At 58.1% G+C, this 17,734-nt stretch carries 21 protein-coding genes; 7 read left to right on the forward strand and 14 right to left on the reverse strand.

What is annotated here, in order from left to right; all coding sequences use genetic code 11:
• Positions 1 to 12: 12 nt before the first annotated feature.
• The 10 genes from flgK to flgB form a co-directional block, all read right to left on the reverse strand.
• Positions 13 to 1,662 carry a flagellar hook-associated protein FlgK gene (gene flgK, locus S7A_RS11955; protein WP_009090873.1) on the reverse strand — a complete coding sequence of 550 codons (1,650 nt, stop codon included), beginning with the start codon at positions 1,660 to 1,662 and terminating at the stop codon, positions 13 to 15.
• Between the two features lie 125 nt (positions 1,663 to 1,787).
• Positions 1,788 to 2,747 (reverse strand): flagellar assembly peptidoglycan hydrolase FlgJ, encoded by a 960-nt coding sequence (gene flgJ / locus S7A_RS11960; RefSeq protein WP_009090874.1) that lies wholly within the window; start codon positions 2,745 to 2,747, stop codon positions 1,788 to 1,790.
• Positions 2,747 to 3,856, reverse strand: a complete 1,110-nt coding sequence (locus tag S7A_RS11965) for a flagellar basal body P-ring protein FlgI (RefSeq protein ID WP_009090875.1) — start codon at positions 3,854 to 3,856, stop codon at positions 2,747 to 2,749. Before S7A_RS11965 ends, flgJ begins: the two co-directional genes overlap by 1 nt.
• 9 nt (positions 3,857 to 3,865) lie before the next feature.
• Positions 3,866 to 4,576 (reverse strand): flagellar basal body L-ring protein FlgH, encoded by a 711-nt coding sequence (locus tag S7A_RS11970; protein WP_033736336.1) that lies wholly within the window; start codon positions 4,574 to 4,576, stop codon positions 3,866 to 3,868.
• 60 nt (positions 4,577 to 4,636) lie between these two features.
• The gene (gene flgG / locus S7A_RS11975) at positions 4,637 to 5,419 is read right to left on the reverse strand and encodes a flagellar basal-body rod protein FlgG (protein ID WP_009090877.1); all 783 of its coding nucleotides are present in this window, start codon (positions 5,417 to 5,419) and stop codon (positions 4,637 to 4,639) included.
• Positions 5,420 to 5,436: 17 nt separating this feature from the next.
• Complete coding sequence (locus S7A_RS11980) at positions 5,437 to 6,192, reverse strand: flagellar basal body rod protein FlgF (protein ID WP_009090878.1); 756 nt, start codon at positions 6,190 to 6,192, stop codon at positions 5,437 to 5,439.
• A 20-nt stretch (positions 6,193 to 6,212) separates the two neighbouring features.
• Positions 6,213 to 7,469 (reverse strand): flagellar hook protein FlgE, encoded by a 1,257-nt coding sequence (gene flgE, locus S7A_RS11985; RefSeq protein WP_009090879.1) that lies wholly within the window; start codon positions 7,467 to 7,469, stop codon positions 6,213 to 6,215.
• Positions 7,470 to 7,495: 26 nt separating this feature from the next.
• Positions 7,496 to 8,167 (reverse strand): flagellar hook assembly protein FlgD, encoded by a 672-nt coding sequence (flgD, locus tag S7A_RS11990; RefSeq protein ID WP_009090880.1) that lies wholly within the window; start codon positions 8,165 to 8,167, stop codon positions 7,496 to 7,498.
• Positions 8,168 to 8,179: 12 nt separating this feature from the next.
• Positions 8,180 to 8,584 carry a flagellar basal body rod protein FlgC gene (gene flgC, locus S7A_RS11995; RefSeq protein ID WP_009090881.1) on the reverse strand — a complete coding sequence of 135 codons (405 nt, stop codon included), beginning with the start codon at positions 8,582 to 8,584 and terminating at the stop codon, positions 8,180 to 8,182.
• A 2-nt stretch (positions 8,585 to 8,586) separates the two neighbouring features.
• A complete protein-coding gene (gene flgB, locus S7A_RS12000) occupies positions 8,587 to 9,000 on the reverse strand; it encodes a flagellar basal body rod protein FlgB (protein ID WP_009090882.1) in 414 nt (137 codons plus the stop codon).
• Positions 9,001 to 9,154: 154 nt separating this feature from the next.
• Between flgB and flgA the strand changes: the two genes are divergently transcribed.
• The 3 genes from flgA to flgN all read left to right on the forward strand — a co-directional run bounded on the left by flgA (position 9,155) and on the right by flgN (position 10,658).
• The gene (gene flgA, locus S7A_RS12005; RefSeq protein ID WP_009090884.1) at positions 9,155 to 9,814 is read left to right on the forward strand and encodes a flagellar basal body P-ring formation chaperone FlgA; all 660 of its coding nucleotides are present in this window, start codon (positions 9,155 to 9,157) and stop codon (positions 9,812 to 9,814) included.
• A gap of 104 nt (positions 9,815 to 9,918) precedes the next feature.
• The gene (gene flgM, locus S7A_RS12010) at positions 9,919 to 10,221 is read left to right on the forward strand and encodes a flagellar biosynthesis anti-sigma factor FlgM (RefSeq protein ID WP_009090886.1); all 303 of its coding nucleotides are present in this window, start codon (positions 9,919 to 9,921) and stop codon (positions 10,219 to 10,221) included.
• Positions 10,222 to 10,226: 5 nt separating this feature from the next.
• A complete protein-coding gene (gene flgN / locus S7A_RS12015; protein WP_009090889.1) occupies positions 10,227 to 10,658 on the forward strand; it encodes a flagellar export chaperone FlgN in 432 nt (143 codons plus the stop codon).
• A 65-nt stretch (positions 10,659 to 10,723) separates the two neighbouring features.
• On the opposite strand, the gene murJ is transcribed toward flgN, so the two are convergent.
• The 4 genes from murJ to rimJ form a co-directional block, all read right to left on the reverse strand.
• Positions 10,724 to 12,262: a murein biosynthesis integral membrane protein MurJ gene (gene murJ, locus S7A_RS12020; RefSeq protein WP_009090890.1), complete on the reverse strand. Its 1,539-nt coding sequence runs from the start codon at positions 12,260 to 12,262 to the stop codon at positions 10,724 to 10,726.
• A gap of 120 nt (positions 12,263 to 12,382) precedes the next feature.
• Positions 12,383 to 13,303, reverse strand: a complete 921-nt coding sequence (locus tag S7A_RS12025) for a Gfo/Idh/MocA family protein (protein WP_009090891.1) — start codon at positions 13,301 to 13,303, stop codon at positions 12,383 to 12,385.
• Between the two features lies 1 nt (position 13,304).
• Positions 13,305 to 13,943, reverse strand: a complete 639-nt coding sequence (locus tag S7A_RS12030) for a YceH family protein (RefSeq protein ID WP_009090893.1) — start codon at positions 13,941 to 13,943, stop codon at positions 13,305 to 13,307.
• A gap of 13 nt (positions 13,944 to 13,956) precedes the next feature.
• Positions 13,957 to 14,550 (reverse strand): ribosomal protein S5-alanine N-acetyltransferase, encoded by a 594-nt coding sequence (gene rimJ, locus S7A_RS12035; protein ID WP_009090895.1) that lies wholly within the window; start codon positions 14,548 to 14,550, stop codon positions 13,957 to 13,959.
• 295 nt (positions 14,551 to 14,845) lie between these two features.
• On the opposite strand from rimJ, the gene grxB reads away from it, so the two are divergent.
• From grxB to dinI, 4 genes are all read left to right on the forward strand, one after another.
• The gene (gene grxB, locus S7A_RS12040; protein ID WP_009090897.1) at positions 14,846 to 15,493 is read left to right on the forward strand and encodes a glutaredoxin 2; all 648 of its coding nucleotides are present in this window, start codon (positions 14,846 to 14,848) and stop codon (positions 15,491 to 15,493) included.
• Positions 15,494 to 15,608: 115 nt separating this feature from the next.
• Positions 15,609 to 16,172, forward strand: coding sequence for a lipoprotein (locus tag S7A_RS12045; protein WP_009090899.1), 564 nt, complete (start codon positions 15,609 to 15,611; stop codon positions 16,170 to 16,172).
• Between the two features lie 134 nt (positions 16,173 to 16,306).
• Positions 16,307 to 17,350, forward strand: a complete 1,044-nt coding sequence (pyrC, locus tag S7A_RS12050; RefSeq protein WP_009090901.1) for a dihydroorotase — start codon at positions 16,307 to 16,309, stop codon at positions 17,348 to 17,350.
• Between the two features lie 62 nt (positions 17,351 to 17,412).
• Positions 17,413 to 17,658 (forward strand): DNA damage-inducible protein I, encoded by a 246-nt coding sequence (dinI, locus tag S7A_RS12055; RefSeq protein WP_009090902.1) that lies wholly within the window; start codon positions 17,413 to 17,415, stop codon positions 17,656 to 17,658.
• The last annotated feature ends 76 nt before the right edge of the window (positions 17,659 to 17,734 follow it).

Genomic DNA, 17,734 nt, shown 5'->3' on the forward strand with positions numbered 1-17,734 from the left:
TATCTCCTGCCCTTAGCGAATATTGATCAATGCGTTAAACACGGTGCTGGCCGTCTGCAGCACCTGCGCATTAGCCATGTAATATTGCTGGTATTTAGTCAGGTTGGCGTACTCCTCATCGAGGTTGACACCCGAGACCGACTGCTGGCGATCGGTCAGCTGACTGACCACGCTTTTCTGGGTGGTGCTGGTGGTTTCCAGCGAGCTGGTTTTGTTACCCACGGTGCTGACGATGCTCGCATAAGCCTGCGACAGCGTGGCATTTCCGCCCACCAGCTTCACATCCTGCAGGTTCAGCAGCTTCTGCGCATTGCGGTTATCACTTTCGCCGCCCACGGCGCTCGCCGCGGCTACCTGGGATTCACTGGTAATCGCTACGGACATGTCGTTAATGACGTTCTGAACCGGCTTCACCAGGAAACTGTCTTTTGCGGCAGGTGCCGGGGTGGCCGCGACGGTCAGTTTCAGACCATCAAAGCTCAGCGTCGTGTTGCCACTGGCGTCGGTTCCCTGCGCAATGGTGACCGCCGTGCTGTCTGAAGCACGGGTGGCAGTCCATTTAGTGCCGTCATAGCTGACGGTGTAGTTAGAGGCTTTCAGCGCGCTGGTATCGGTCCATTCGGCGGTGACCGACGCAGCGGTGCTGTTTTTGCTGTTGCTGACTACCAGCGGAGTGCCGATGTTAAAGAAATCGACACCCTGGTCGCCGTTGCTGTCAAAGCCCTGCTTGTGCACGTCGTTAAAGCTGGTGGTAAAGGCCGCCGCCAGCTGTCCGAGCTGATTCTGTGCCAGATCGAGATCCTGAGAGCGGAACGCCAGCAGACCGCCCAGCGATCCGGTGGTGATCAGCTTTTCCGGGATCTCGACGTTGCCCGCCTGTTTGTCGACATAGCCGATGGTGGTGCGTGTCGGATCGCTGCTGGAGTTCGTCGCCACCAGATCGCTGGATTTGTAGCCGTTGACCAGCGTCAGGCCGTTGGCCATGGATACGGTGTAATTGCCATCCTGCTGCGAAACCGTGACGCCAACCACGTTATTCAGCTCGTTAACCAGCTGATCGCGTTTATCCAGCAGATCGTTAGGTTCGGCACCGTTGCCGTTTGTCAGTTTGGCAATCTGCTGGTTGAGGTCGGCAATCTGCGAGCTGTAGGTGTTGATCTGTTTCACGCTGGAGGCGACATCGGCATTGACGCTGTTCTGCATGTTGTTCAGATACTGCGCCGTGGTCTGAAACTGGCTGACCAGCCCCTGAGCGTTACTGAGCATAGACTGACGCGCCGAGGGATCGTTGGCGTTGCTGACCACGTTCTGCAGGTTGGTAAAGAAGCCCTGCAGGGAGGTGGAGAGACTGGTGGTCGAGGTCGACAGCAGATCGTCAATGTTAGAGATCTGGCTATGCTGGAGATCGACAGCACTGTAGCTGGCACTGGCACCGCGCAACTGCGTTGCGATGAAAGCATCATACTCGCGCTGTACACCGGAGATTTTTACGCCGTTGCCGTAATAGCTGTTGCCCTGCAGGGTACTGTTTGCCTGCGCCAGCACCGTTGTCTGACGGGAGTAGCCCGCCACGGTGTAGTTCGTGATGTTATTACTGGTGGTGCTCAGGGCGGCCTGTGCGGCACTCAATCCGCTCATCGCGGAGTTAATTATGCTGGACATCTCGGTTCCTTACGTTCCCCCGTCAACCGGGCTGGCAGAGATCTGAATGAACGCCAGCGGGCGAAAACGCATCTGGCTTATGGTGATGTTATCGGCTTGCTTAAGTGAAACTTGAGGCGCAATGATCAGAACAGGTCGCCAATATCCTGGCTGTACGCTTTAACGACTTTGTCGCCCATGCTTTTGAATTGCTGAATCATTCCCACCAGCTTCTGCGCATATTTAGGATCGGTGGCATAGCCCGCCGCCTGCAGCGCCTGCGCGCCCTGCTCTGCACTGGATGCGGTAGTGACCGCCGCATAGCGTGGGTTTTTCGTCAGGAGCCGGACGTAGTCGGTCAGCGCCTCGAAATAGGAGTTATAGACCCGGAAGCTGGCCCGGACTTTTTTCGCTTCGCCCTGCTCATATTCGGTGGTCATGATGTCGGTGGTGTCACCCTTCCAGTCGCCACTCGCTTTGATGCCGAAGACGTTGTAGCTCGGTTTACCGTCGCGGGTCAGGATCTGACGCTGGCCCCAGCCCGACTCCAGCGCCGCCTGCGCCAGAATCAGGTGATGAGGGATACCACTCTGCTGACTGGCCGCCTGCGCGGGCTGCGTCAGCTGCGCGATGAACTCGCGGCTGTCGCTGGGCAGGCCGGTTGGCGAAGCGGCAGGCAGACGCGGCATAGCTTTACGCACCATCTGCTCCAGCTGCTGCGCCGGCATCGGCGTCGCCCCGCTGGTGCTGAGGATGAAGCTGTTATCCAGCTTCATCGGCACCGTTCCGGCTTTCTCATCCGGCGCGACAGCGGGCTGCATCTGTTTGACGATGGTTTCCGCCAGGCCAAGCCCGCGTTTCCCCATCTCCTGCGCAATCTGCTGGTCATACATAGAGGTGAAGAGTTTGGTCTGTTCGTTGCTCATAATGCCGTCCTGCGGCAACGCCTCGCGCATACTCTTCAGCATCATCTGTACAAACATCCCTTCGACCTGACGCGCCACCTGCAACGCATGCCCTTTCGGGTCGTTGCTGGCCTGGTGTTTCAGTTCATTCAGGGAGCGGCTGTCGTAAGCCGCACTCATCACAGATTGCATATCAGCCATCAGATAATTTCCAGTTTGGCACGCAGACAGCCGGCACTCTGCATTGACTGCAGAATCGACATCAGCTCGATAGGTGACGCGCCCAGCGCATTCAGCGCACGCACCACGTTGTTCAGGTTGGCGCTGGCGTTGACGCGTTGCAGCGCACCGCCGCTCTGACGCAGATCGATCTGGGTCTGCGTTGTGGCCACCGTCTGACCACCGGCCAGCGGGGTATCAGGCTGGCTGACGTTCTGCTGCTGGTTGACCGTCACAGAGAGGTTGCCCTGCGCCACCGCACACTGATTCAGCGTCACTTCGCGGTTCATCACCACCGAGCCGGTACGGGAGTTGATGATCACTTTGGCATCTTCAACCGGAATCGAGACGTTAATGTTCTGGATATCGGCCAGCAGACGCACCTGCGCGCCATTGTTTGGTGAGACGCGGATCTGCACGGTACGCGCATCCAGCGGCTGAGCCGAGCCATATCCCCCACGCGCGTTAATCGCATCAGCAATTCGCTGCGCCATGGAGAAGTCTTCGTTGTTCAGCTGCAGGTTAATGGTGTTCTGCGAACCAAAGTTGCTCTGCAGTTCACGCTCTACCGTGGCCCCGCCGGTAATCCGGCCGCCGTTAAGCTGGTTAACCTGAACACTGCTGCCGCCTGCCGATGCGCCTGCACCGCCCACGAGGATATTTCCCTGCGCCAGCGCATAGACCTGGTTATCGACCCCTTTCAGCGGCGTCATTAACAGCGTGCCGCCGCGCAGGCTTTTGGCGTTACCCAGTGAAGAGACCACCACATCCAGGTTCTGTCCCTGACGGGCAAACGCGGGCAGTTTTGCGGTGACCATAACCGCCGCCACGTTTTTCAGCTGCATGTTGGTGCCTGCGGGCACGGTAATCCCCAGCTGTGACAGCATGTTGCTGACGGTCTGAGTGGTAAACGGCGTCTGGGTCGTCTGGTCACCGGTACCATCGAGACCCACAACCAGGCCATAGCCCAGTAACTGGTTTTCGCGAACCCCCTGGATGGTGGTTAAGTCACGAATTAAATCGGCTTTTGCCAGCAGGCTGACGCCCAGCAGCAGCGCCAGCCCGGCGCGCAACAGCGTTAACTTTTTCATTGAAACCTCTTACATCGGCGAGATGTTCAGGAAGAAGCGCTGTAACCAACCCATGGTCTGCGCCTCATTGATATAGCCATTTCCGACGTACTCAATACGTGCATCGGCGACAGCGGTAGATAACACGGCGTTGCTGGCGCTGATGGTGCGTGGGTTGACTACACCTGAGAAGCGAATGAACTCCGTGCCCTGATTAATGGCGATCTGTTTTTCACCGACCACGTGCAGGTTGCCGTTCGACAACACCTGATCCACCGTGACGGTAATGGTGCCGGTAAAGGTGTTGTTGGCAGATGCGCCCCCTTTCCCGGCGAAATCGTTTTTGCCTTCCGCGCTGATATTGGCTTTTTCGCCGCCGGCACCCACCAGGCCCGCCAGACCGGTCGGCACGGCGTTCAGGCCAAAGCTGTTGCTGCCATCGCGGCTGGCATTGGCGGAAGAGCTTTTGCTGGCACTGACGTTTTCCTGCAGCGTGATGGTCAGGGTATCGCCAATGTTGCGTGGACGGCGGTCTTCAAACAGCGGCTGGTAGCCGTAGTTAAGCGGCGCGACGCCCTGGAAAATGGAGCCGTTTACCACCGGTGGCGCGGACGGCATCGGCTGTGCTGTGGTTGCGCCTTCGACCAGCGGGGTCCGGGGGACCAGGGCACAACCGTTAAGAGTTAGCAGCAGCGAGGCGACTAACCAATGTCCAGGCTTGAGAATCTGTTGCTTCGCCACGGCGTCACGACCTTATTAATGTCTGTCATTCAGGCCAGCATGGGCTGGCCCTGTTCGGGATTAAATCTGCGTTAATTTCGCCAGCATCTGATCAGAGGTACTGATCGCCTTGCTGTTGATTTCGTAAGCGCGCTGCGTCTGAATCATGGTGACCAGCTCTTCCGCCACGTTAACGTTTGAGGTTTCGGTATAGCCCTGATAGAGCAGACCCGCGCCGTTCTGGCCTGGGGTGCTGTCAGTCGGTGCGCCCGATGCCTGAGTTTCCTTGTAGAGGTTTTCACCCACGCTATCGAGACCGGCATCGTTCATGAAGGTGCTCAGGGTTAACTGACCCACCTGCGCAGCCTGGGCCTGGCCCTGCTGCGTCACGCTCACCACACCGTCACGCGAAACCGTGATGCTGGTGGCGTTAGCCGGAATGGTAATGCCTGGCTGCACCGGGAAACCGGAGTTGGTCACCAGCTGGCCGTTCTGATCCACCTGAAACGCGCCGTCACGGGTATAAGCAGAGGTGCCATCCGGCATCTGAATCTGAAAATAGCCCTGGCCGTTAATGGCGATATCTTTTGAATTGCTGGTCTGTGACAGGTTGCCCTGGGTGTGCAGACGCTCGGTGGTGACGGGACGGACACCGGTGCCGATCTGCAGACCGGAGGGCAGCGTCGTCTGTTCGGACGACTGCGTGCCCGGCTGGCGCATGGTCTGGTACATCAGATCTTCGAACACGGCACGCGAACGCTTAAAGCCATTGGTGCTGACGTTAGCCAGGTTGTTGGCAATCACGTCCATGTTCATCTGCTGCGCATCAAGACCGGTCTTAGCGATCCATAAAGAACGAATCATGTTGTTATCCTCGCGCCTTAGCTCATGTTCAGGAGCTGATTGGCTTTTTGTTCATTTTCGTCGACGTTAGTGATGACTTTCATCTGCATCTCAAAACGTCGGGCGTTGGCGATCATATCGACCATGGTTTCCACCGGTTTGACGTTGCTGCCTTCCAGCACGCCAGGCATCACCTGCATGGTGGCGTCAGCCTGCAGCGCCGCACCGCGGGTCGCCTGTGTCGCAGCCGTGGGACGGAACATCCCGTCATCACTGCGCTGCAGCTCCTGGCCGGTGGCCCTGACCAGCTTCAGCTTACCCAGCTGAACCGTGGCGTTAGGCGAGTCACCGGCATTCAGGCCGGTAATGGAGCCGTCAGCCGCGATGGTGATTTCGGTGCCCTGCGGGATCACAATCGGACCGCCGTCGCCCATCACAGGATTGCCCTGAACCGTCAGCGTGCCGTTCGGGCTGATCTGCATATTGCCGTTGCGGGTATAAGCTTCGCTGCCGTCAGCGGTACGCACCGCCAGCCAGCCATCCTGCTGTACCGCCACATCGAGTGGACGCTCGGTGTAATCCATCGCGCCCTGGCTCATGTCGGCGCCGGGTGTGGAGGCGGCGACCAGCGTACGGGTTGGCAGTGACCAGCCATTCACCGGCACCGCGCGCAGCGCATTGAGCTGCGCACGAAAGCCAGGTGTTGAGGCGTTGGCGAGGTTGCTGGCGGTGACCGCCTGCTGATCCAGCGTCTGGCTGGCCGCGCCCATCGCGGTATATATCGCGTGATCCATATGGCAATCCTGTTAGCGAATTAACGTAAGTTAACCAGCGTGTTGAGAATCTGGTCCTGAGTTTTGATGGTCTGCGCATTCGCCTGATAGTTACGCTGCGCCACGATCATGTTCACCAGCTCTTTACTCATATCGACGTTTGAGGACTCCAGGGCGCCCGCCGTCAGAGAACCAAAGGTTCCGGTGTTGGCCAGACCGATTGCTGCCTGACCGGATGCGCCTGACGCAGACCAGACGTTGTCGCCCTGTGACTGCAGACCTTCCGGGTTAGAGAAGCTCGCCAGCACAATCTGACCCAGCAGCTGGGTTTTCTTGTTGGAGTAGGTGCCAGTGATGGTGCCGTCATCATTGATGGCGTAGCTGGTCAGATCGCCAGGTGCATAACCATCCTGTGTCGGGCTGCCAAAAGTGGTGGCGCCGGTGTTCTGCTGCAGACTGCCCAGCATGCTCAGGGTGATCGGCTGGTTCGCGACCGCGCCATTGGCGCCGCCCACGTTCAGCGTCAGGCCAACGGTACCGTCGTTGGTGGTGCTCACTACCGCACCGTTTGCATCCAGCTTAGAGACGCCTGTCAGCTTACCGCTGGTATCAAACGTCATGCGGAAGTCGCCCGCCGAGCTGCCGGTGTTACCGTCGATGGTATGAACGGTCCAGCTGTTGCTGGTGGTGTCTTTCACGAAGTACATGTCGAGCGCATGGTCATTACCCTGCGAGTCGAACACGGTTGCCGTGGTTTTCTTGTTGTAGCTGTCTGCGTTCGCCGTCGAGAAGGTGGTCACAGATGGCGTGGTGTCCGTTGAGTTCAGGTTGGCAATCAGTCCGGCCGTGGTGGTGGCGCGGGCTGGCATCTGCTCGGTCGGAATACGGATCGCCACCGGGTTTGCACCCGACTGGATGGTAGCCGGTGAACCGCTGGCCGGATAGCCGGTCACGTTCAGCCCCTGGGTGTTAACCAGGTTACGGTTGGCATCAAGGGTGAACTGACCATTACGTGAGTAGAACACGCCGCCGCTGTTGTCGGTCATGCGGAAGAAACCGTTACCGCTCAGCGCCACATCCAGGCCACGGCTGGTGGTGGTAGTCGCACCGTCGTTGAAGTTCTGGATCACGGCCGCCACTTTCGTGCCGAGGCCGACGTTAGAACCGGCAAACATATCGGCAAACGCGATGGTGCTGGATTTAAAGCCCGCGGTGGCGGAGTTGGCGATGTTGTTACCGATGACATCAAGGTTACTAGAGGCAGCGCCAAGGCCGCTGACCGCTTGGGAAAATGACATGTGTGTGTCTCCTGTCTACAGGTTAATCAGAGAATCTGACGTACGTCGTCAAGGGTGGCGGAGCCCATGGTGCCGAGATCCAGTTTGGTGGTGTCGTTCGCGGTACTCACCCCATTGACGTAGGCGTAGTTCAGCGGTTGTGCCACCAGTTGTGTGTTGCCATTGCTTGCAGCAATCGCAACGCTGTATTTACCATCCGGGGCCACTGAACCATCCGTCAGCTTGCCGTCCCACGAGAAGGTGTGCACGCCAGCGCTCAGCGCGCCCAGATCGACGGTGTCAATCACCGCGCCACTGGCATCTTTAATGGTGGCAGTGGCGCCGGTCGAGGCGGAGCCGAGCTCAACACCAAAAGGCGTTGTGGTGCCGTTGCCGACCAGAATCTGGCTGCCGTTGACCATCACGCCATGCCCAATCAGCGTGGAGCTCTGCAGCGACTGGCTGGTGCTGATCTGGCCGGAGATCGATCCCAGCGTGGTGTTCAGTTTTTCAATCCCGCTCAGGGTATTGATCTGTGCCAGCTGCGTGGTGAGCTGGCTGTTATCCATCGGATTGGTGGGATCCTGGTTCTGTAACTGGGTAACCAGCATGGTCAGGAACTGATTCTGCAGATCCTGCGCATTGTTGCCGGTGCCGGTACTGGAGGAGCTGAGAACCGACGGATCCAGTTTTTCATTAACGCCTACCGCGATAGCCATGGTTTTTCTCCGTTATTGCCCAATCGTCAGGGTTTTCATCATCATCGACTTCACGGTGTTCAGCACTTCCACGTTGGCCTGGTAGCTGCGTGACGCGGACATGGTGTTGACGCTTTCGGAGACCACATCCACGTTCGGCATCTTCACGTAGCCTTTGGCATCGGCCATCGGGTTGCCCGGGTCGTAAACCAGTTTCGCTGGCGTCGGATCCTCGACAACCCGGGCGACTTTCACCCCGCCGGTTGCTGAGCCCGGCGCCGCATCGGTCTGGAAGACCACCTGCTTTGCCACGTAAGGCTTGCCATCGGGACCGGTGACGCTGTCGGCGTTCGCCAGGTTACTGGCACTGACGTTTAATCGCTGTGATTGCGCGGTCATCGCTGAACCGGCAATGTCAAAAATATTCAGCAAGGCCATAATTATTGCCCTTGTAACACGCTCATCATGCCTTTGATCTGGCTGCTGATGAGGGTGAGGTCGGTTTGATATTTCAGGCTGTTATCCGCGAACTGCGTACGCTCACGGTCCATATCTACGGTGTTGCCGTCGGCAGAAGGCTGATCGGGAATGCGATAAAGCATGTCCATCGAGGGTACGCCGTTTGTCTGTGCTTCAATGTGGCGAGCTGAAGTGACCTTCAACGCCATGCTGCTGCCTTCCGCACGGCCATTGGACATCACCCGACTCAGCTCGCTGGCAAAGTCGATATCCCGGGCCTGATAACCAGGGGTATCGGCGTTGGCAATATTTGACGCCAGGATCTCCTGACGTTGAGCACGCAGGTTGAGGGCCTCCGTACCAAATTTCAGCGCCGCATCCAGTTTGTCGAGCATGTTTCCTCCGCGTATGAGAATTTCGAGCTGGCAGCTTAATTTGAAAAAGCAAGGGGTCATCGTCTGAATAAGGCCTCAAATGACCGCTATTTTGACAATTGAGGATTTTTCTTAACGGTTACACTCGTTGCCATCATCAGTGAGGAATTGCACCATGCGTCGATATCTGACCCTGCTGACCAGCCTGCTGGTCGCGATCGCCCTGCCGGCTTCTGCGGGAGATCTCAATGCACAACTGAACCAGTTTTTTAAAGCGCGTGACGCCCAGCATGCTCAGGGCATGACGGTGGTGATTCGCACGCCGCAGGCGCAGTGGCCCACCTGTGAGGCGCCCCAGTTCACCCTGCCCGGCAACAGCCGGTTGTGGGGCAACATGAGCGTGGCGGCCAACTGCGGTGAAAACCGCCGTTATCTTCAGGTCCAGGTCCAGGTGACCGGGACCTATCTGGTGGCGAACCGGCTGCTGAGCCGGGGCAGCAGCGTCAGCGAAAGCGACTTCACGCTGCAGACGGGGCGTCTGGATACCCTGCCCGCACGCGCCCTGCTGAACAGCGACTCGGTGGCCGATGCGGTCGTCCTGCGTGACATCCCACCGGGACAGCCGATCAACCCCGCCATGCTGCGTCAGCCGTGGCGGGTTAAGGCGGGTCAGAGTGTGATGGTGATAGCCAGCGGCGACGGCTTTGACGCCAGTGGTGAGGGCAAGGCGCTGAACAACGCCACCCGTTCACAGTGGGTTCGCGTCAGGATGGGGAATGGTCAGATTGTCAGCGGTAAGGTGCGGGAGGATGGGAATATTCTTATAACGCTGTAAAGTGTTAAAGAAGCCCATCGTGCTGCCGATAGAAGAATCAACAAAGCGATAACGCTATTATGATTCAGGTGGCAGACTTCCCCTGACCGTACAGGAGCCCGAATATGAGCATTGACAGAACGCAACCTCTGAAACCCGCCAGCACCGTACAGAGCCGCGATACCAGCGAGCCAGGCAGCAGCAAAGTGCGTCAGAGTGCCAGCCCGGCGGCAGCGCCGGCGGCGGCCGCTCAGGTCAATCTGAGCAGCGCGCAGTCTCAGCTGATGCAGCCGAGCAGCAAAGACATCAACGTCGAGCGCGTTGAACAACTGAAAACCGCCATTCGTAATGGCGAACTGAAGATGGATACCGGCAAAATCGCCGATGCGCTGATTGCCGATACTAAGGCGTATTTAGAGGGTAATTAGTTACCATGAGTAATTTGCAGACCACATTAGATAAGATGCAGGACGTGCTGGCATCGCTTTCTGCGGTGCTGGAAGAAGAGCAGCAGCAGCTGGCAAGCGGCAACATTAACAGCAACCTGCTGCAGCGCATCACTGAAGATAAAAGCGCGCTGCTCAGCACGCTGAACTATCTGGATGAGATGCGACGCACCGCTGAAAAGAGTCAGTCCGTGTCGGCACCTTATCGTGGTCAGAACGACATGGCACGCCGCTGGGACGTCATCCAGCAGCATAGCCGTCGTCTGCAGGATGCCAATGTGCATAACGGCATGCTGCTGCAGCATCAGATTCGCTATACCCAGGATGCCCTGGAGGTGCTGAAGCCGCATCAGACCCAGGCGTTTTATGGCCCGGATGGGATGGGTAAAGGCCAGGCCACGTTAAGCCGTAAAGCCTGAGCAGAAAAGTAGCAAAAAAAATCCCGCCTGATGCGGGATTTTTTTATGCCAGAAGAGGAACCGCGTCAGGCAGCGGTGCGGCGCGCATAGTCGCGCAGCCGGAATCCCAGCAGCGCCAGCGCCAGAAAGTAACTTCCCCCGCCCACTGCACAGACCAGCGCCAGACGCAGCAGTCGCCATAGCATCGAGCCCTGCTCCCAGGCGGGCATCCATTGCAGCATGGCAAACAGCGCCCCGGCCATTACCGCCACGGCGATCAGCAGACGCACCAGAAAGCTGCTCCAGCCCGGCTGAGGCATAAAGATCTGCTTCTTGCGCAGCTGCCAGTAGAGCAGCGAGGCATTCAGACAGGCCGCCAGCCCAATCGACAGAGAGAGACCGGCATGTTTCAGCGGGCCGATGAAGGCCAGGTTCATCACCTGCGTCATGATCAGCGTGATAATCGCGATTTTAACCGGGGTTTTGATGTCCTGCCGTGAATAGAAGCCGGGTGCCAGCACCTTGACCACAATCAGGCCCATCAGGCCTACAGAGTAGGCGATCAGCGCACGCTGCGTCATCAGCGCATCAAAGGCCGTGAATTTGCCATACTGGAACAGCGCCACGGTGAGCGGGCCGGAGAGCATCCCCAGCGCCACAGCGCAGGGCAGCGCCAGCAGGAAGCAGAGGCGCAGTCCCCAGTCCATCAGCCGGGAATACTCATCGTGATTGCCGCTGGAAAAACTTTTGGCCAGCGACGGCAGCAGAATGGTACCCAGCGCCACGCCCAGTACGCCGGAGGGGAACTCCATCAGGCGATCGGCGTAGTACATCCAGGAGACGGAACCCGACACCAGGAACGAGGCGAAGATGGTATTGATGATCAGCGAGATCTGACTGACCGAAACGCCAAGAATTGCCGGACCCATCTGACGCATCACGCGCCAGACGCCTGCGTCACGCAGATTGATGCGTGGCAGCACCAGCATTCCCAGCTTCTTCAGGTGTGGCAGCTGATAGCCGAGCTGCAGCACCCCGCCCACAACGACCGCCCAGGCGAGCGCCATCACCGGCGGATGGAAATGCGGCGCGGCGAACAGGGCGAAGCTGATCATGCTGACGTTCAGCAGGGTCGGCGCAAAAGCTGGCACCGAGAAGCGGTTCCAGGTGTTCAGCACCGCACCCGCCAGCGACGCCAGCGAGATCAGCATAATGTAGGGAAAGGTCACCCGCAGCAGGGAACTGGTCAGGGCAAATTTATCCGCATGGTCGCTGAAGCCCGGTGCGGTAATCATGATCACCCAGGGCGCAGCGAGCATCCCCGCGAAGGTCACCAGCGCCAGCGCCAGTGTCAGCAGGCCTGAGACATAGGAGAGGAACAGACGTGTCGCCTCCTCACCCTGTTTGCTTTTATATTCCGCGAGAATGGGCACAAACGCCTGGGAAAACGCGCCTTCGGCAAAAATACGCCTCAGCAGATTCGGCAGTTTAAACGCAACAAAAAACGCATCGGTCGCCATTCCGGCGCCAAACACCCGCGCCACGATGGCATCACGGGCAAAGCCCAGAACGCGGGAAAACAGGGTCATGGAACTGACCGCTGCCAGCGATTTCAAAAGATTCATAATTGACGGCGCATCCTGAAAAAATCAGTAAAAAGGAGAAGTCGCGCGGGCACCTGAAAGATGCCCGGCGACAGTCTACTGCCACGGAGGGAAATGACCAGCACGGAGTGTTACAAGGCGTTATTCCAGAATGGCACTACGCCAGAGGTTTTCCACCACACGCTGCGCCATCAGCGCCTGTTCACCGCTGGTTTCAGGCGTCGTCTGATTCTGCACGCAGTCGATAAAATGGCGTGCGGCCCCGCTGAACCCGCGCTGGGTCAGGTGGCTCTGCCAGGCGGCAGGCGGAGCGATCAGCACGCCGTCGTGCCGCTCTTCCTGCCAGTCGCGCATCTCACTGATGTCGATACATTTACCGTCGCCTGTCGCACTGACCCGCTCACGCTGACTGCCTGCGCGCCGATGCATGCTGGTGGTGATCGACAGGCCCTCCAGGGCGAAGTGGTGCTCAGCGTAGAGCATCTGTCCCTGTTCGTTGGTGTCAATGCGCCCCTGAACATGCTGAACAGGCTTGCCGCCCAGCCAGAGTGCGGTGTCGACGACGTGCAGGTAGTCATCGAGCAGGGTAAAGCGGAGATCCTGAGGCCCGACGCTATCGCTGCGGTGCTTTTCAATCCGCAGGGAAGCGACGTGTCCCATCTCCGCCCGCAGCTGCTGATAGCGCGGGGCGAAGCGGCGATTAAAGGCGACCATCAGCTTACGCTGCTGTTTCTCCGCCAGCGCCACCAGCGCCTCAGCCTGATCCAGGGTTTCCGCCAGCGGCTTATCGACGCAGACATCTTTTCCGGCCAGCAGCAGCGCCTTCACCACCTCATAGTGCGTGGCGGTGCTGCTGTGGACAAAAACGGCATCGCAGGCCGCGGCCAGCGCATTCAGGGAACTGAAACAGTCCATACGGTAACTGTCGCAGAGTGGCCGGGCTTTGGCCTGATTCGGCGAAAATGCCCCCACCAGCGTCCAGTCCGTCGCCGCCGACAACACCGGCAGCCAGGCTTTCTGTGCGATACCGCCGAGTCCCACCACACCAATACGTAAAGTCATCTTAATGCTCCGGCTGCAGCAGTTGAGTGAGCTGAGCCTGAAGCCGGGCGACCTGCTGTTCCAGGGTGGCCACACGCCTCGCCAGATCGCCCTGCTCTTCCGGCTCATCGGCGGCCAGTGGCGTGTCGCTCTCCCCGGCCAGCAGATGCATAAAGCGGCTTTCGCGCTTGCCCGGCTCGCGCGCCAGGCGGATCACCCGGGCGCTGTCGTCACGCTGCATCAGGCCTTCCAGCGTCTGTTCTGTTTCGCTGACGTCACTGAACTCATGAAGACGGCCGCTGCGGGTGCGCAGTTCGCCTGGCGTCTGCGGACCGCGCAGCATCAGTAACGTCAGCACGGCAACTTCGGCGCTGTTCAGCTTCAGCGTGCCAAAGGCGGAGTTACAGAAACGCTGCTCATATTTCACGACCCGCTGACCGGACGCGCTGCTGGCGGTAACCAGATGCCGCTTCACCAGCTGATCGAGTTCATCCTGCACCGCGCTTTCACTCAGCTCCATCACCGGCTCGCGGTTTGATTTCTGGTTACAGGCCACCACGACTCCATTCAGTGACAGCGGATACTGTTCCGGCGTGGTGACCTGCTTCTCCAGCAGGCAGCCCAGCACGCGCAGCGCCTGCGCCGATAAAGCCATCTTCATGCTTGCGTCCTCATTATTGTCCACGCCGATCAGGCGTCCATTCCCGCTGGGTTAATGCTGTCAGCACGTGATCCTGCCAGCGTCCGTCAATCAGCAGATAGTCTTTCGCATATCCCTCTTTTTCAAAACCGAGGCGCGCCAGCAGGTCGCCGCTGCGCTGGTTGTGCGGCATGTAGTTCGCCATGATGCGGTGAATATGCTGCTGACGCTGCATGTAGCGGATAGCAGACTGTAACGCTTCAAACATCAGCCCCTGTCCCTGCCACTTTTCGCCCAGCGAATAGCCGAGATAACAGGCGTGAAAGGAACCGCGCAGTACGTTGCTGAAGTTGGCTACGCCGCGCACTTCGGTTTCTTCGCTGTCCATCAGAATAAAATAGAAGGCCGAGCCCTGCTTATGCATGTCGGCGATCAGCCCCAGCCGCGCCTGCCAGCCGGAGGGATAGCAGTGACTGTCATCGCGCACGGGCTCCCACGGTTTTAAAAACAGGCGGTTTTCCGCGTAGTAATCTGCCATTCGCCAGGCGTCACGTTCGTGAACCAGACGGACCACCAGCCGATCGGTGGTTAAGCGCACCCTGGGCGCGGCAGAACGATAGCCAAACATCCTGACTCCTGAAATCAATGGCTGAGAGTGAAAGCCGTCATTATCTGGCTTTCACTATAACCGCCGCCTGGGCTGCGGTAAAACATTACGGATTTTTTGCCGTAAAGAGGTTGATTTTGTTCCGTTATCACCGCGCAGACGCTCCTGCTCAGGCGTCATCAACGCCCGTTCAGCCCGGCCATCTGTCGGGCTGGTTTGCCGGGAGGGGGAATCTCTTCCATACTTTTCAGGCGCACGGAACAGGATGAAATGATTCACTCTGTTAAACATTAACCTGTAAACGAGGGAGATCAGGATGAAGCTCTATATCTACGACCACTGCCCCTTCTGTGTGAAAGCGCGCATGATTTTTGGTCTGAAGAATTTGCCGGTTGAGCTGGTGGTCATGCTCAATGACGATGAAGAGACGCCTCAGCGACTGATCGGCCAGAAAATGGCGCCTGTCCTGCAGAAAAAGGATGGCAGCGCGATGCCGGAAAGCATGGAGATTGTGCACTATGTCGACCAGCAGGATGGCAAACCGCTGATTACCGGTGCGCTCAATCCGGCCATTGGCGACTGGCTGCGTCACATGAACAGCTACGTGAATAAGCTGCTGCTGCCGCGCATTGCCGAGGCCCCTTTTGCGGAGTTTGCCACCCCGGCGGCACGTGACTATTTCCGCGCGAAAAAGCAGGCCAGCATCGGTGATTTTGAGGAGCTGAAAACGCATTCGGCCGGGCTGATTAAAAAAGTCAGCGGCGATCTGCGCAAACTGGACGGCCTGATCGTCCAGCCTAATGCGGTTAACGGCGAGCTGTCGGAGGATGATTTCAGCCTCTTCCCGCTGCTGCGCTCCCTGACGCTGGTTCCGGGCATCGACTGGCCAGCACGGGTCGCTGACTACCGTGACAATATGGCCAAACAGACCCAGGTCAATCTGCTCTCTTCTATTGCGCAGTAAGCCCGCCCGAATGAGAGACGCTGCGGCGTTTCTCATCCCTTTTCTGATGACACCTCTCACGCATTCAGGCAGGCTATATCCTGTTAACTGACTTTGTTATTCAGGATATAGAACGATGAAAAAGGTATTTTTCGGGCTGACTGCCCTGATGTTTGTGCTGCTGGTGAGCGGCTGCAATAAACTGACCCAGTACACTATCAGCGAACAGGAAGTGAATCAGGCGCTGCAAAAGCATAACAACTACGAGAAAGACATTGGCGTGTCCGGTCTGGTCAATGCGCATATTGTCCTGAATAATCTCACCAGCCAGATCGGCCGCGCAGAACCCGGCAAAGTGTCGCTTTCCGGCAATGCAAAGATTAACGTCACCTCCCTGTTCGGCCCGCAGCAGGCTGACATGCAGCTGACGATGCGCGCACAGCCTGTCTATGACCCACAGCAGGGGGCGATCTTTCTGCGCGATCTGGAGATAACCGATGCACAGGTGGCGCCGGAGAAAATGGCCGCCATCATGAAAACCCTGACGCCTTATCTGAATCAGTCGCTGAAGAGCTATTTCGATCAAAACCCGGCTTACCGTCTCAGCGCTGACCGCAGTAAGGGTGAGTCACTGGCGAAAAAATTTGCCAAAGGACTGGAAGTCAGACCGGGCGAACTGGTTATCCCCTTCACGCAGTAATCCCGATTGCCGCGCCATCCGGCGCGGATTTTTGCTGTCAGCAGAAAAAGCAGGTGCAAACGGTTGCCTGAATCCTTATGCTTAGACCCCGGCCAAAACATGCCTTCTGTTTCCTTTCTGCCGGAGCTTCACTGATGACAGCACAACCTCAGCAACTTACCCTGCGTCGCCCTGACGACTGGCACATTCATCTGCGTGACGATGAGATGCTTAAAACGGTCCTGCCCTACACCAGCGCGGTTAATGGTCGTGCCATCGTGATGCCTAACCTGGTGCCGCCGGTGACCAGCGTAGCGGCAGGAGAAGCGTACCGCGACCGCATCCTGGCCGCGCTGCCCGCCGATCACGCCTTTACGCCGCTGATGACCTGTTATCTCACTGACTCACTGGATCCGGATGAGCTTGAGCGTGGCTTCACATCCGGTCTGTTTACCGCCGCCAAGCTCTATCCGGCCCATGCCACCACCAACTCCAGCCACGGCGTCACCAATATCGCCTCCATCGCCCGCGTGCTGGAGCGGATGCAGCAGCTGGGTATGCCGCTGCTGGTTCATGGCGAAGTCACCGATGCCCATATCGACATTTTTGATCGTGAAGCCCGCTTCATTGACACCGTGATGGTGCCGCTGCGCAGTCAGTTTCCGGGGCTGAAAGTGGTGATGGAGCACATCACCACCCAGGATGCCGCGGATTATGTCGCTGCTGCCGATGAGACGCTGGGCGCGACCATTACGCCGCAGCACCTGATGTTTAACCGCAACCACATGCTGGTGGGCGGTATTCGCCCGCATCTTTACTGCCTGCCGATTCTCAAGCGCAATGTGCATCAGGACGCGCTGCGCAGGGTCGTGGCCAGCGGTCATCCGCGTTTCTTCCTCGGCACCGACACCGCTCCGCATCTGCAGCATCTTAAAGAGTCTGCCTGTGGCTGCGCGGGCGTATTTAATGCGCCGACCTCGCTGGCGGCATACGCGACCGTGTTTGAAGAGCTGAATGCGCTGGAGCACTTCGAAGCGTTCTGTTCTGAAAACGGCCCGCGTTTCTATGGCCTGCCGCTGAATGAAGGCACAATTACCCTGGTGCGTGAGCCCTGGCAGGTGCCGGCGTCCATCTCGCTGGGCAGTGACGCTCTGATTCCTTTCCTCGCGGGTGAAACGCTCAACTGGCGCGTTGCATAATTTTGCTTGCCTCCGGCGGATGGATACTGTAAATATATACAGTATCTTATCCGGAGGCTGCTATGCGTGTTGAAATTACCGTATCAAATACCCGACCTCTTCCTGCTGGCGCGATAGAGGCGTTAAGCGATGAACTGTCACGCCGCATTGACGAACAGTTCCCTGACTCGATCAATCACGTCAAGGTACGTTATGCCAGTGCCAACAATCTCAGCGTGCTGGGCGGTGGAAAAGAGACGCGCGACCAGATCAGCGAAATCCTGCAACAGACGTGGGAGAGTGCTGACGACTGGTTCATTACTGATTAACCGCCACTGTGCTTTTTTTCCGGGTGTCGCCACCCGGTTTTTTTATCTTTTCTCCCCTCTCGCACTTCCCTCTTCC

Origin of the sequence: Pantoea sp. Sc1, from assembly GCF_000255315.1 — a bacterium.
Taxonomy (GTDB): Bacteria; Pseudomonadota; Gammaproteobacteria; order Enterobacterales; family Enterobacteriaceae; genus Pantoea; species Pantoea anthophila.